14 protein-coding genes are annotated in these 13,433 nt (G+C 64.7%); 6 read left to right on the forward strand and 8 right to left on the reverse strand.

What is annotated here, in order from left to right; translation table 11 throughout:
* Both HHL08_RS25405 and HHL08_RS23445 read left to right on the forward strand, forming a co-directional pair.
* A partial coding sequence (locus HHL08_RS25405; protein WP_206378061.1) for a hypothetical protein occupies window positions 1–274 on the forward strand: 274 nt, incomplete at its 5' end.
* Window positions 275–335: 61 nt separating this feature from the next.
* Window positions 336–1,667 (forward strand): dicarboxylate/amino acid:cation symporter, encoded by a 1,332-nt coding sequence (locus tag HHL08_RS23445; protein ID WP_169575335.1) that lies wholly within the window; start codon window positions 336–338, stop codon window positions 1,665–1,667.
* Window positions 1,668–1,757: 90 nt separating this feature from the next.
* Here HHL08_RS23445 and HHL08_RS23450 read toward each other — a convergent pair whose 3' ends face one another.
* Window positions 1,758–2,642 (reverse strand): bestrophin family protein, encoded by an 885-nt coding sequence (locus tag HHL08_RS23450; RefSeq protein ID WP_169575336.1) that lies wholly within the window; start codon window positions 2,640–2,642, stop codon window positions 1,758–1,760.
* Between the two features lie 205 nt (window positions 2,643–2,847).
* Between HHL08_RS23450 and HHL08_RS23455 the strand changes: the two genes are divergently transcribed.
* Both HHL08_RS23455 and HHL08_RS23460 read left to right on the forward strand, forming a co-directional pair.
* Window positions 2,848–4,101, forward strand: coding sequence for a dicarboxylate/amino acid:cation symporter (locus HHL08_RS23455; protein WP_169575362.1), 1,254 nt, complete (start codon window positions 2,848–2,850; stop codon window positions 4,099–4,101).
* A complete protein-coding gene (locus HHL08_RS23460) occupies window positions 4,098–4,697 on the forward strand; it encodes a Pr6Pr family membrane protein (protein ID WP_169575337.1) in 600 nt (199 codons plus the stop codon). Before HHL08_RS23455 ends, HHL08_RS23460 begins: the two co-directional genes overlap by 4 nt.
* Here the strand turns inward: HHL08_RS23460 and HHL08_RS23465 are convergent.
* From HHL08_RS23465 to HHL08_RS23495, 7 genes are all read right to left on the reverse strand, one after another.
* A complete protein-coding gene (locus HHL08_RS23465) occupies window positions 4,681–5,250 on the reverse strand; it encodes an NADPH-dependent FMN reductase (RefSeq protein WP_169575338.1) in 570 nt (189 codons plus the stop codon). The genes HHL08_RS23460 and HHL08_RS23465 overlap by 17 nt on opposite strands.
* Window positions 5,251–5,363: 113 nt before the next feature.
* Window positions 5,364–5,546 (reverse strand): hypothetical protein, encoded by a 183-nt coding sequence (locus tag HHL08_RS23470; RefSeq protein WP_088185239.1) that lies wholly within the window; start codon window positions 5,544–5,546, stop codon window positions 5,364–5,366.
* 5 nt (window positions 5,547–5,551) lie between these two features.
* A complete protein-coding gene (locus HHL08_RS23475) occupies window positions 5,552–6,841 on the reverse strand; it encodes an adenylosuccinate synthase (RefSeq protein WP_169575339.1) in 1,290 nt (429 codons plus the stop codon).
* A 135-nt stretch (window positions 6,842–6,976) separates the two neighbouring features.
* Window positions 6,977–8,107 carry an ATP phosphoribosyltransferase regulatory subunit gene (locus HHL08_RS23480; RefSeq protein WP_169575340.1) on the reverse strand — a complete coding sequence of 377 codons (1,131 nt, stop codon included), beginning with the start codon at window positions 8,105–8,107 and terminating at the stop codon, window positions 6,977–6,979.
* Window positions 8,104–8,493, reverse strand: coding sequence for an endonuclease domain-containing protein (locus tag HHL08_RS23485; protein WP_169575341.1), 390 nt, complete (start codon window positions 8,491–8,493; stop codon window positions 8,104–8,106). Before HHL08_RS23485 ends, HHL08_RS23480 begins: the two co-directional genes overlap by 4 nt.
* 57 nt (window positions 8,494–8,550) lie before the next feature.
* Complete coding sequence (gene serA, locus HHL08_RS23490) at window positions 8,551–10,131, reverse strand: phosphoglycerate dehydrogenase (protein ID WP_169575342.1); 1,581 nt, start codon at window positions 10,129–10,131, stop codon at window positions 8,551–8,553.
* Between the two features lie 122 nt (window positions 10,132–10,253).
* A complete protein-coding gene (locus tag HHL08_RS23495; protein ID WP_169575343.1) occupies window positions 10,254–11,417 on the reverse strand; it encodes a phosphoserine transaminase in 1,164 nt (387 codons plus the stop codon).
* Window positions 11,418–11,575: 158 nt separating this feature from the next.
* Between HHL08_RS23495 and HHL08_RS23500 the strand changes: the two genes are divergently transcribed.
* Together HHL08_RS23500 and HHL08_RS23505 are read left to right on the forward strand one after the other, a co-directional pair.
* Window positions 11,576–12,268 (forward strand): extensin family protein, encoded by a 693-nt coding sequence (locus HHL08_RS23500; RefSeq protein WP_169575344.1) that lies wholly within the window; start codon window positions 11,576–11,578, stop codon window positions 12,266–12,268.
* Window positions 12,269–12,353: 85 nt separating this feature from the next.
* Window positions 12,354–13,232, forward strand: coding sequence for an LOG family protein (locus HHL08_RS23505; RefSeq protein ID WP_169575345.1), 879 nt, complete (start codon window positions 12,354–12,356; stop codon window positions 13,230–13,232).
* The last annotated feature ends 201 nt before the right edge of the window (window positions 13,233–13,433 follow it).

Consider the following 13,433-nt stretch of genomic DNA (forward strand, 5'->3'; position numbering starts at 1 on the left):
AATCAACCCCGATCATCATATCCTTTGTCACGGTTGCCGTCCTTTCCGCTCAGTGGCCTTTCAACACCACTATCTTGGCACATTGCGATGCCGTCTGGGGAGGGCGGCAACCACCCCATCTGTCTCGAAATGCGCGGAAGAGCGCATTTCGGTGCTGCATGCGCCAGAGGCGCATTGCGAGACAGGCTATCAGGGCGTGGAAAGGCGCGGCTGCTTCGTCTTCCCTGATGCGCATGGACGCGCCGCGATTGCGGGTGGCCCATGCGCCTGTTAGGTGTCAGCCTGACAGAGGTACAATAGGCGGGGGCTGCGCACCGGCAGCCTAAAGGGATTTGATGCGAAACAGACTGACAGTCTTCATCCTCATCGGCATGGTCCTGGGGGTGATCACGGGCTTCGTGGCCAATCTTTGGGTCGGCGGCGACGAAACGCTGGCAAAGGATGTGGCGGGATATTTCCACCTTCTGGCCGACATATTCCTGCACCTGATCAAGATGATCATCGCGCCTCTGGTCTTTTCCACGCTGGTCGCAGGCATCGCCCATATGGGTGACAGCGCCGCGCTGGGGCGGATCGGTGGGCGCGCGCTCGCCTGGTTCATCATCGCCAGCCTGATATCGCTGACCCTGGGCCTGATCTTCGTCAATTTCTTCGCGCCGGGCGACGGCCTCAACCTCGTCCGTTCCGGTGCGGATGCGGGCGTGAATACCGAAGCGCTCAACTTCCGCGACTTCATCCTCCATGTCTTCCCGACGTCCATGATCGGGGCGATGGCGGACAACCAGATCCTCCAGATCGTCGTCTTCTCGCTGTTCGTGGGCGTGGCGCTGACCGCCATCGGCGACAAGGGCAAGCCGATCATCACGGTCATCGAGGCGATGGTCGAACTGATGTTGCAAGTGACCGGCTATGTCATGCGCGTCGCCCCGTTCGCGGTGTTCGGTGCGCTGGCGTCGTCGGTGACGGTGCAGGGGCTGGGGGTCCTTAAAACCTATGGCGAACTGGTCGGCGAATTTTACATTGCCCTGTTCTGCCTGTGGCTGCTGCTGTTCGGTGCCGGATCGATTTTCCTTGGCAAGCGGATGTTCAAGCTGATCCGCTATGTCCGCGAACCGATCCTGATCGCCTTCTCGACTGCCTCGTCCGAAGCTGCTTACCCCAAGATGTTGGAGCAGCTCGATCGCTTCGGCATCCCGCGCCGCATCTACAGCTTCGTGCTGCCGCTGGGCTATAGCTTCAACCTCGACGGGTCGATGATGTATTCGACCTTCGCGACGATCTTCATCGCCCAGGCCTATGGCATCGACCTGCCGATCGCGACGCAGATCACCATCCTGCTCGTGCTGATGGTGACCAGCAAGGGCATCGCCGCAGTACCGCGCGCCAGCCTCGTGGTGGTCGCCGCGACGCTGGGCCAGTTCGACCTGCCGGTGGAGGGCATCGCCTTCATCCTGGCGGTCGATCATTTCATGGACATGGGCCGCACCGCAACCAATGTGCTGGGCAACGCCATTGCCACGTCGGTCATCACCAAATGGGAAGGCATGCTGGAGGTCGAGGAGCCGGAAGACGTGCCCCACCCCAAGGCGCCGGCGCATGGCGCGGCCCATGGCCGCGCAGGGCTGGAACTGGCGTCCGACATGGTGGACGACGGGCACAAGGGGTAATAAGCAAAGGCTGGCGTGCTCCCGCGCAGGCGGGGGCCTAGTCCAGAAGTCGGCACTGGATTCCCGCCTGCGCGGGAATACGAGCTTCCTTTACCACAACACTCCGCGCACCGGCTTCACCGGCTCTGGCGCGGGGTCGCCGATCGACTGGAGCAGGTCGATCTCGATCGTGCGGCACATCGCCAGCAGCGGCACGTCATGCACGCTGTTGTCGAACGGATCGACCAGGTCGTCGCCGATCCGCAGCACCGCCAAGAACATCAGGCCCGCCACCGTCGACCCCAGCGGGGTCGCGAAACCCAGCGTCTCGACCAGCCCAATCGGCAGCAAGATGCACAGGACATGGGTGAAGAGCGTCGGCAGGAAGCGATATTGCATCGGCAGGGGTGTGTTCTTGATCCGCTCCATGCCGCCCTGCGCATTGGCGATGTCGACCAGCACAGCCTCCATCTGCGCCTGCTGGATGGTGTCGATCCAGCCTTCGCGCCGGGCGATGTCGATGCGTCGGCCGGTACTGTCGAGCAGGCCATTGGCGGGATTGGCGCGGGCCAGCGCCTTCCCCTTATCCTCTTCCCGCAGGAAACGGGTCACATCCTCGCCGATCGGCTGGCGGCGCAACTGGCAACGCAGCGCATTCACATAGGCGATTTGGCGCATCACGATCTCGCGCTTCAGGTCGCGCGCCACCGGATCGGGCAGGAAATTGCGGCTCGCGCGGGCCAGGCTGCGCGATGCATTGATCATCGCGCCCCATAAAATCCGCCCTTCCCACCAGCGCTGATAGGCGCTGTTGGAGCGGAAACCCAGGAACAGCGCCAGCGCCGACCCGAAGATGGTCAGCGGCAGCGAGGGCGCCTTGAACGGCAGCACATAATAAGTGATCGTCACCGCGCAGTCCCAGACGAACAACAGGGTCAGCGGCTTCCACACTTCGGCGGCCAGCCGGCGCAGGCTGGGAACGGGATCGACGATCATGCAAGTCTCCGGAAACAATCGACTGCGGTAACGCCAGCGTCGCGGAAATGCTCCCTTGATGCCATAGCGAAACGAAATATCCCGCACGCACGCAACTCGCACCGCCGCGGCTCGTTGAAACGGGATAGCCGAACGGAGAAAGCCTGTGACCAGCGACGCGCCCGACAGCGGCGGCAAGACGGCGGCGCTCTCGCTCCAGTGGCAGATGCTGGCAGGGTTCCTGATCGGCCTGATCCTGGGCCTGGGTGTCTATATGGCGGCGCCTGACGCGCGCTGGGTCGATGCCGTCACCACCTATGTCACCGGGCCGATCGGGCAGGTCTTCCTGCGATTGCTGTTCATGCTGGTCATCCCGCTGCTGGTGTCGGCGCTGATCGTGGGCATCGCCGACATGGGCGAAATGCGATCGCTGCGGCGGATCGGCCTGCGCACCCTCCTCTATACGCTGGTGGTGTCGGGCATCGCCGTCGTCATCAGCTTGGCTCTGGTCAACCTGCTGCGGCCGGGCGGCGGAGTCGATCCGGCGACGGCGCAGGCGATGCTGGCCGACGCGGGCGCGGGGGCCAAGGCGGTCCTGGCCCGTAGCGGCGACACGCCGACGGGCATGGCTGCGCTGATCGCCATCATTCCCGACAATATCGTCGCGGCGATGGCCAATAACGACATATTGGCGGTGATGGTCTTCGCCCTCTTCTTCGGCATCGGGCTGGTGCTGGTGCAGACCGACCAGTCGAAGATATTGCTGAACGCGATGGAGGGCCTGTTCGACGTGTCGATGCGCCTCATCGGTATCGTCATCCGCCTCGCCCCGATCGCCATTGCCTGTTTCATGTTCAACCTGGCCGCGCAGTTCGGATGGGACTTGCTGATCCGCCTGTCCGCCTATGTCGGCGTCGTGCTGCTGGCATTGGCGATCCAGATGTTCGTCGTCTATCCGCTGCTCATCGCCCTGCTCGCGCGCCGCTCCCCCCTCGCCTTCTTTGCGGCGGTGCAGGAGGCGAGCGTCATGGCCTTCGCCACCGCCTCCTCCAACGCCACCCTGCCCACCGCGATCCGCGTGGCGGAGGACAAGTTGCACCTGCCGCGCCGCATCGCCCGCTTCGTCCTGACCATCGGCGCGACCGCCAACCAAAATGGCACGGCGATGTTCGAAGGCATCACCGTCCTGTTCCTGGCGCAATTTTTCGGCGTCGACCTAAGCCTGGCGCAGCAATTGATGGTGATGCTGGTGTGCATATTGGGCGGGGTAGGCACCGCGGGCGTCCCCGCCGGATCGCTGCCGGTCGTCGCGATGATCCTGGGCATGGTCGGCGTGCCGCCCGAAGGGATCGGGCTGGTGCTGGGGGTCGATCGTTTCCTCGACATGTGCCGCACCAGCCTCAATGTGACGGGCGACCTGGTGGCGGCCACCGTGATAGCGGCGGGCGAAGAGGATGGACGGGAGCGCATAGCGGCATGACGGGCGACCGTCTCTGCGCCGCCGTCGTCGCGCTGGTGGCGATCACTGGGCTTGCGATCCAGTTCGACGCGACTTTTGCGCACAACGGTTCTGTCGCGGAAACGCTGTGGATATTGCTGCGCTTCTTCACGGTGCTGACCAACATGGCGGTCGCCCTGACATTCGCCGCGATCGCGCTCGGATACCGGGTGACGCCGCGCTGGCTGGGCGGCGTGCTGCTGGCGATCCTGCTGGTCGGCATCATCTACGGCCTGCTGCTGCGCGGCCTTTTGTCCTTGAGCGGCGGCGCGCTGCTGGCCGACACGCTGCTGCACAAGGTCACGCCGCTGCTCACGCCGCTCTGGTGGATCATGTTTGCCCGCAAGGGGCGGCTGGGCTGGCGCGATCCCTGGATCTGGGCGATTTTTCCCGCGCTGTACCTGCCCTACGCCCTTCTCCGCGGCATGATGGAGGGCAAATATGCCTATCCCTTCATCAATGTCGCGACGCTGGGCATCGGCCAGGTCGCGCTCAACGCCGTCCTGATCGCGGCCGGCTTCGTCGCGGCCGGCTATGCGCTGGTCTGGATCGACCGGCGGTTCAGCGCGCGGCTTTAGCAGCCTCCGCCCACCAGACGAGGCTGTTGGCGAACCCGGCAAAGCCGCGTTCCAGCGCCGCGCCGCCCTCACCCAGCGGCTGCGCCTGTTCGTCCAGCGTCTGGCCGATCTGGCCGACGCTCAGCCGCTCCGGCACCACCGCCATGCCCATGGCCGACAGCGTCACCGTCCAGTCGGCATGGCTGTTGACACCTGCAAAGCGCCCCATCGAATAGCTGGCGATGGCGGCGGGACGGCGGTCGAACTCTCTCAAATAATGATCGACCAGATTTTTGAGGCCCGGCTGCATCCCGCGATTATATTCGCCCGCGACGAAGACGAAGGCGTCGGCGGCGGTCAGCCGGTCGGCAAGCTGCGCCATCGCGGCGGGCGCCTGCCCCGCCGGATAGTCGCTATAGCGCAGGTCGAGCATGGGCAGGTCGACTGCCATGGCATCGACCAGCTGCGCCTTGTGCCCCAACCCCTCGAACCCGCGAACCAGATAATCGGCCAGCCGGATGCCGAGCCGACCACGGCGATAGGAGCCGTAGAGGACGAGAATGTCGAGCGCCATGCGAAGCCTTCCCTGTTGATGAGGAGTAGTCTTCGCATGGCTGTCTGGCCGGGTCCAGACACGAAGCTCACGCTATCCGTTTCTCGACTTCGCTCGAAACGAACGGATGTTATTCAGCGCAGCTTGGCGATGTTCAGGCTGTCTTCCTTGGCGCGGGCCTTGACCGATTCCTCGGTGCGGGTCAGCGCCTTGGCGATCGCTTTCAGGCCCATGCCCTTCTTGGCCAGCGTGTGCAGTTTCTGGATCTCATCCTGGGTCCAGGCCTGCTTGTGGCGCTCGAAGCGTTGTTCGGCCATGCTCTTTAGTCCGCGAAGGGATCGCGGACGAGGATGGTGTCGTCGCGTTCCGGGGACGTGGATACCAGCGTGACCGGGCAACCGATCAACTCCTCGATCCGGCGGATATATTTGATCGCCTGCGCGGGCAGTTCGGCCCAGCTGCGCGCGCCGGCCGTGGTGTCGTGCCAGCCCTCGATCGTTTCGTAGATCGGCTGCGCCTTCGCTTGGTCCTGCGCATGGGCGGGCAGATAGTCGAATGTCTGGTCGCCGATCTGGTAGCCGACGCAGATTTTCAGTTCTTCGAAGCCGTCCAGCACGTCCAGCTTCGTCAGCGCGATGCCGGTGACGCCCGACACGGCGATCGACTGGCGCACCAGCACGGCGTCGAACCAGCCGCAGCGGCGCTTGCGACCGGTAACCGTGCCAAATTCATGGCCGCGCTCGCCCAGCCGCTGGCCGGTTTCGTCTTCCAGTTCGGTCGGGAACGGACCGGAGCCGACGCGCGTGGTGTAAGCCTTGACGATGCCCAGCACGAACCCCGCCGCATTGGGACCAAGGCCGGTGCCGCTCGCCGCCGTGCCCGCGACCGTGTTGGACGATGTGACGAAGGGATAGGTGCCATGGTCGATGTCGAGCAGCGTGCCTTGCGCGCCTTCGAACAGGATGCGCTTTCCCGCCGCCTTCGCCTTGTTGAGGGTCAGCCACACCGGCTTGACGAAGGGCAGGATGAAGGCCGCGATCTCGGTCAGTTCCGCGACCAGGCGGGCGCGATCGATCGGCGCTTCGCCAAAACCGGCGCGCAGCGCGTCGTGATGCGCGGTCAGCCGGTCGATCTGGAGGTCGAGGTCATCGAGATGCGCCAGGTCGCACACGCGGATCGCCCGGCGGCCGACCTTGTCCTCATAGGCCGGGCCGATGCCGCGGCGGGTGGTACCGATCTTGCCAGCCCCGCTCGCATCCTCGCGCAGGCCGTCCAGGTCGCGGTGGAAGGGCAGGATCAACGGGCAGGTTTCGGCGATCTGAAGATTGTCGGGCGTGATCGTCACGCCCTGCCCCTTCAGCTTGGCGACTTCGTCGCGGAAGTGCCAGGGGTCCAGCACCACGCCATTGCCGATCACCGAAAGCGTGCCGCGCACGATGCCCGAGGGGAGCAGCGACAGCTTATAGACCTTTTCGCCCACGACCAGCGTATGACCGGCATTATGCCCGCCCTGGAATCGGGCGACGACATCAGCGCGCTCCGACAGCCAGTCGACGATCTTGCCCTTGCCTTCGTCGCCCCACTGAGCGCCGATCACGGTTACATTTGCCACAGATACAGTCCTCCGCCCGCCGCGCGGACCGGCCATGCCCTTCGACGGGACTCGGCATGCCGGTGGGATCAAGCGGGCGCATATTGCACCCTGTTTCGGGGCGCGCGTTAGCCGCGCTGACCCGGTGAAGTCAAGTCAATAGGCGCGCGGCTCCGCCCCATCCAGCCAGTGCGAACAGCGTTGCGCCGCGCCATCTTCGTCGCCTGACAGGGCGGCGACGGTGTGCCAACCTTCGGCGCGCAGGGTCGCCGCGCGGTCTGCGTCATGGCCCAGCGGCAGGAACAGGCGCTTGGGGCTTTCGCCGCCGAAACCCGCATCGATCAGCGGATCGGGATAGAGCGAAAAGCCCATGGCCGGTTCGTCCGCGCCGTCGGCCCGCGCAATGGCGTAGCTGCCGCCGCGCCCGATCTCGCCAATGAAGCCCTCGGCGAAGATGGAGAAGCCGAACCAGTTCTGAAATTCGAAACCGTGCCGTTCGGTCGGATCGAGCGTCAGGGTGATGTCCCAGCCGATCGGCTTGGCGATGGCGCGCAGGCCCGCAATGCGGCTGTCGATCGCGCCGCCCAGTTGCGCGCTCAAGGCTTCGAGCCGCTCCATCGCGGCATGGAAGGGTCCGGTCGCCTCGATCAGCGGCAGATAGGCGGCGGCGGCTGGGCTGATGGCGACCAATGCGCCCGCATCCTTGGCGTCCAGTCCGGCGCGCACCGCCTCGATCGCCTGCGGGCCGAGCGGCAGCGGCCCGGCGGCCAGCGCATCGATCAGATCGGGCAAGGTGAAGTCGATGGTGATGCCGGTGACGCCGGCGGCCTGCAACGCCTCGATCGCGATGTTGACGATCTCCACCGCGGCGGCTGTGCCGTCGCTGCCGATCAATTCGGCGCCGAGCTGCAATTTCTCGCGTTCGGGGCGCAGTTGGCTCGCCTTCTGGCGGATCACCGGCCCGGCATAGGACAGGCGCAGCGGACGCGGCGCGGCGGCCAGCCGAGTCGCGGCGATGCGCCCGACCTGCGCGGTCATGTCCGGGCGAAAGGCCAGACTGCGCTGCGACACGGGATCGACCACGCGGACCAGATCCTGCGCGCGCATGGATTTCAACCGCTGGGTCAGCGTATCCTCAAATTCCGCGAGCGGCGGCATGACCCGTTCATAGCCATGGGCCGCGACCGTATCGAGCACGCGGCGGGCCAGCCGCGCGGAGGCTTCAGCCTGCGGCGGCAAGCGATCGGACAGGCCCTCGGGCAAGAGGCTGGGCGGGATCATGGTCATGCCTTAACTCCCTCTCCCCTGGGGGAGAGGGTTGGGGAGAGGGGGATGCGCAACGCCTGCGCAATCATGCTCAGCACGCCCTCGATATTCCCCATCACATCAGGATTGCCAAAACGGATCACGCGATACCCCTGCGATTCCAGAAACTCTATCCGCCGCGCGTCATAGCGATCTTCAGCGGAATGTGTATCCCCATCGATTTCAACGACCAGCTTTGCAGCTTTTGATGCGAAGTCGACGATGTAGGGCGGGATGATCGTCTGGCGCGTGAATTGCTGATTTTCGAAACGGTTGGCACGCAGGGCGAGCCATAGCTTTTGTTCTGCGGGGGTAGGGTTAGCGCGCATAAACCGCGCGCGAGCCTTGAGCGTTGGATCAATCCGCATCGTTGCTCCCCCTCTCCCAACCCTCTCCCCGGCGGGGAGAGGGCTTTTAGAGCAGACTTACGCGAAACGCAGCAGCTTCACCTGCTTCACGCCGGTCAGGTTGCAGATTTCCCAGCGCAGCGGTTCGGTGACGGTGCCGTCGACCGACAGCAGCAGCACGGCTTCGCCGCCCTGGTTGCGACGGCCCAGATGGAAGGTGCCGATATTGACGTCCGATTCGCCGAGCTTGCTCCCCAGCCGACCGATGAAGCCCGGCGCATCCTGGTTGACGATGTAGAGCATCGTGCCGTCGAGATCGGCCTCCACCTTGATACCGAACAGTTCGACCAGGCGGGGGCTTTCGGGACCGAACAGCGTGCCGGCAACCGAGCGCTCACCATTTTCGGTGGTCACGGTGACGCGAATCAGCGTCTGGTACGCGCCTTCGCGGTCGTGGCGCACTTCGCGCACGTCCAGGCCGCGTTCCTTCGCCAGGAACGGCGCGTTGACCATGTTCACCGTGTCCGAATAGACGCGCATCAGGCCCGCCAACACCGCCGCCGTGATCGGCTTCTGGTTCAGTTCGGCGGCATGGCCTTCGACTTCCACCGCAACGCCGGTGATCGCGTCGCCTTCCAACTGGCCGACAAGGCTGCCCAGCTTTTCCGCGATCGCCATATAGGGCTTCAGCTTGGGCGCTTCCTCGGCGCTGAGCGACGGCACGTTGAGCGCATTGGTGATACCGCCGTCGAGCAGATAGTCGCTCAACTGGTCAGCGACCTGGAGCGCGACATTGACCTGCGCTTCGTCGGTCGATGCGCCCAGATGCGGGGTGCAGATGAAGCCCGGCGTGCCGAACAGCGGCGATTCTTTGGCCGGTTCAGTCACGAACACGTCGAGCGCGGCTCCCGCGACTTGGCCCGAATCCAGCGCGTCCTTCAAAGCGGCCTCGTCGATCAAGCCACCGCGCGCGCAGTTGATGATGCGCACGCCCTTCTTGGTCTTGGCCAGATTTTCCTTCGAAAGGATGTTGCGGGTCTGGTCAGTCAGCGGCGTGTGCAACGTGATGAAGTCGGCCTTGGCCAGCAGCGTGTCCAGGTCAGCCTTTTCCACGCCCATTTCGATGGCGCGTTCGGGCGTCAGGAACGGATCGAAAGCGACGACCTTCATCTTGAGGCCCAGCGCGCGGCTGGCGACGATCGACCCGATATTGCCCGCGCCGATCAGGCCCAGCGTCTTGCCAGTGACTTCCACGCCCATGAAGCCGTTCTTGGGCCACAGACCCTGCTGGGTTTGGGCATTGGCTTCGGGCAGCTGGCGGGCGAGCGCGAACATCAGCGCGATGGCATGTTCGGCGGTGGTGATGGAGTTGCCGAACGGGGTGTTCATGACGATCACGCCCTTGGCGCTGGCATAGGGGATGTCGACATTGTCGACGCCGATGCCGGCGCGGCCGATGACCTTCAGGTTCGTCGCGGCGTCGAGGATCGCCTTCGTCACCTTGGTCGAGGAGCGGATGGCGAGGCCATCATACTCACCAATGATGGCGATCAGTTCTTCGGGGGTCTTGCCGGTGATTTCGTCGACTTCAATGCCCCGCTCACGGAAAATCGCGGCGGCGCGGGGGTCCATCTTGTCGCTGATAAGTACCTTGGGCATTTTTCAATTCCTTATTTCCCCGTCATCCCCGCGAAGGCGGGGATCCATCTCCCGACGTCGCACAGCAGGCTGGGGTAGGAGATGGATTCCCGCCTTCGCGGGAATGACGACAATTATGAGAGTTAAGCGGCGGCCTTCACGGTCGCATAGGCCCAGTCGAGCCATGGACCCAGCGCTTCGATATCCGCCGTCTCGACGGTCGCGCCGCACCAGATGCGCAGGCCCGCCGGGGCATCGCGATAGCCCGCAATGTCATAGGCTGCGCCTTCCTTTTCGAGAAGGGCGGCGAAGGCTTTGATGAAGGCTTCGTCGGCGCCTTCGACGGTCAGGCACACGCTGGTCTTCGACCGCGAAGCCTCATCGAGCGCGAGATGGCAGAGCCAATCCCGTTCCGCGACGATCTTGCCCAGCGCAGCCGCATTGGCATCGCTGCGCGCGATCAGGCCAGCCGAGCCGCCAACCGACTTGCCCCACTCCAGCGCGAAGATCGCATCTTCAACCGCCAGCATGGAGGGCGTGTTGATCGTCTCGCCCTTGAACACGCCTTCGGCGAGCTTGCCCTTCGACACCAGGCGGAACACCTTGGGCAGCGGCCAGGCGGGAGTGTAGGTTTCGAGGCGCTCGACCGCGCGGGGGCCAAGGATCAGCACGCCATGGCCGCCCTCGCCTCCCAGCACCTTCTGCCAGGAGAAGGTGGCGACGTCGATCTTGGCCCAGTCGATGTCATAGGCGAACACCGCGCTGGTGGCGTCGGCGAAGGTCAGCCCTTCACGGTCGGACGGGATGAAATCGGCGTTGGGCACGCGCACGCCCGACGTGGTGCCGTTCCAGGTGAACAACACGTCGTTGCTGAAATCGACGGCATCCAGGTCAGGCAGCTGGCCATAATCGGCGCGGATGACGGTGGGGTCCAGCTTCAACTGCTTGGCGGCGTCCGTCACCCAGCCTTCGCCGAAACTTTCCCAGGCGATGGTGGTGACGGGGCGCGCGCCCAGCATCGTCCACATCGCCATTTCGAAGGCGCCGGTGTCGGAACCCGGCACGATGCCGATGCGGTGGGTGTCGGGCAGGTTCAGCAGCTCGCGCATCAGGTCGATGCTGTAGGCGAGGCGGGTCTTGCCAATCTTGGCGCGGTGCGAGCGGCCGAGCGACTCGGTGGCCAGCTTGGCGGCATCCCAGCCCGGAGGCTTTGCGCAGGGACCGGAAGAGAAGAAGGGGCGGGCCGGACGGGTTGCGGGCTTTACGGCAGGCGCAATGGTGGCGTCAACGGCAGTCAAATCAGTCATGTAGCGTCTCCTTACAGAGAGCAGCGCGGCGTTGGGGCCGCGTGGCCCGTCGGCGGCACTAGAGATTTCGGCCCGACTGTCAAGCACGACATGAAAATCGGACGAAGCGAATGCGCCGTTAACCTTCGTAAAGATTCTGCCTGTTAGCATCCCGACTCATGAGCGAATGGGCGATAAGGATTCGGACAGCGCACGGCGCCGGCCTGGCCGCACTGTTGGCGCTGGGCTTGAGCGGATGCAGCGGCGACCTAGTGCCGCGCGGCCGGGTTGCGCGTGCGCCGACGCCCCCGTCGCGGCCGGTGCGCGCGCCCGCGCAACCGGCGCTGGAAACGCGCCAATGCTTCGCCAAACTCCAGTCGCAGGCGGTGGCCTTCACCCCCCTGCCCGACCGCACTTTCGGCGGCGGGTGCAGCGCCGTGAACAGCGTCAAGCTGCTCGACATCGGCGTGCCCGCGACCAATCTGGGGGCGATGACATGCAACCTGGCCGCCAATTTCGCCGCCTGGGCGCGCTATGGCGTACAGCCTGCCGCGCGGGTGATCTTCGGCGCGGAGATCGAGAAGATCGAGACGTTTGGCACCTATAATTGCCGCCCGATCGCGGGCAGCGGCAAATTGTCCGAACATGCGCACAGCAATGCGATCGACGTGTCCGCCTTCGTCCTGAGCGACGGCCGACGCATCAGCGTGCAGAAGGATTGGGCCGGCGACCGGCAGACCCGCCAGTTCCTGACGCTCGTCCACGCCAGCGCTTGCAAGCGGTTCAACACCGTCCTCAGCCCCGATTACAACGCCGCCCATCACGACCATTTCCACTTCGACATGGGCGGCCGCGGAGGGTTTTGCCGTTAGAATAGTGTGCTGCGTGACTGCCCCGCGCCTTTGCTGGAACCAAGCGGACTTGGATTTGTCACCGCGCGCCACTAAGTTGGCGCAAATGACGAAAAAAGACATCGAAGAACGCAAATTCCGCCCGGCCCGCGAAGAGGCCCATGACGCCAAGAAGCAGGTTGGCACCCCCCAGACGCAGAGCGCCGCCTACAAGCTGGCCTTTCAGGACAGCGAATTTCTGCTGCGCGAAGACCTGCGCCCGGTCCGGTTCCAGCTGGAATTATTGAAGCCGCAATTGCTGATGGACGAGGCGCAGATCGAATCGACCTTCGTCTTCTACGGATCGGCGCGCATCCCCGAACCCGACCAGGTGCAGGCGCGGATCGACGCCGCCACGACGCCGGAGCAAAGGCGGATCGCCGAAAATCTGGGCATGAAGGCCCGCTATTATGAGGAAGCCCGCGCGCTGGCGCGAATCGCCGCGCAATATCCGGTCAATGCGGAAGGATGCCGCCACTTCGTCGTCTGTTCGGGCGGCGGCCCGTCGATCATGGAAGCCGCCAATCGCGGCGCGCAGGATGTCGGCCAGACCACGATCGGCATGAACATCGTCCTGCCGCACGAGCAGGCGCCCAACCGCTTCGTCACGCCGGAACTGTCCTTCCAGTTCCATTATTTTGCGCTGCGCAAGATGCATTTCCTGTTGCGCGCCCGCGCCCTGGCCGTCTTCCCCGGCGGCTTTGGCACGTTCGACGAGATGTTCGAACTGCTCACCCTGATCCAGACCGGCAAGATGAAGCCGATCCCGATCCTGCTGTTCGGCAAGGATTTTTGGAACCGGGTGGTGGATTTCGAGGCGCTCGCGGACGAAGGCGTGATTGCGCATTCGGACCTGAACCTGCTGACCTGGGTCGAAACGGCGGAAGATGCCTGGACCGCGGTGCAGGCTTTTTATCAGGACAGCGAGACGCTGGGCTGCGGCTGAAACCCTCTCCCCTTGGGGGGAGAGGGCAGCGAGACTTGGCGGCTTTGCCGCATAGTCGCAGCCGGAGAGGGGGGCCCGAGCCACGCGCCTCACCCTCTTCCCACTCCGCCTAACCGGCTGCGCCGGCAAGGCTCCATATCCTTCCCCCCCACGGGGAGAAGGGTTAGTGGCTTGCCCTTCCCCCCGCGCCGGACTAGGGCG

Source organism: Sphingobium psychrophilum (genome assembly GCF_012927105.1).
Lineage (GTDB): Bacteria > Pseudomonadota > Alphaproteobacteria > Sphingomonadales > Sphingomonadaceae > Sphingobium > Sphingobium psychrophilum.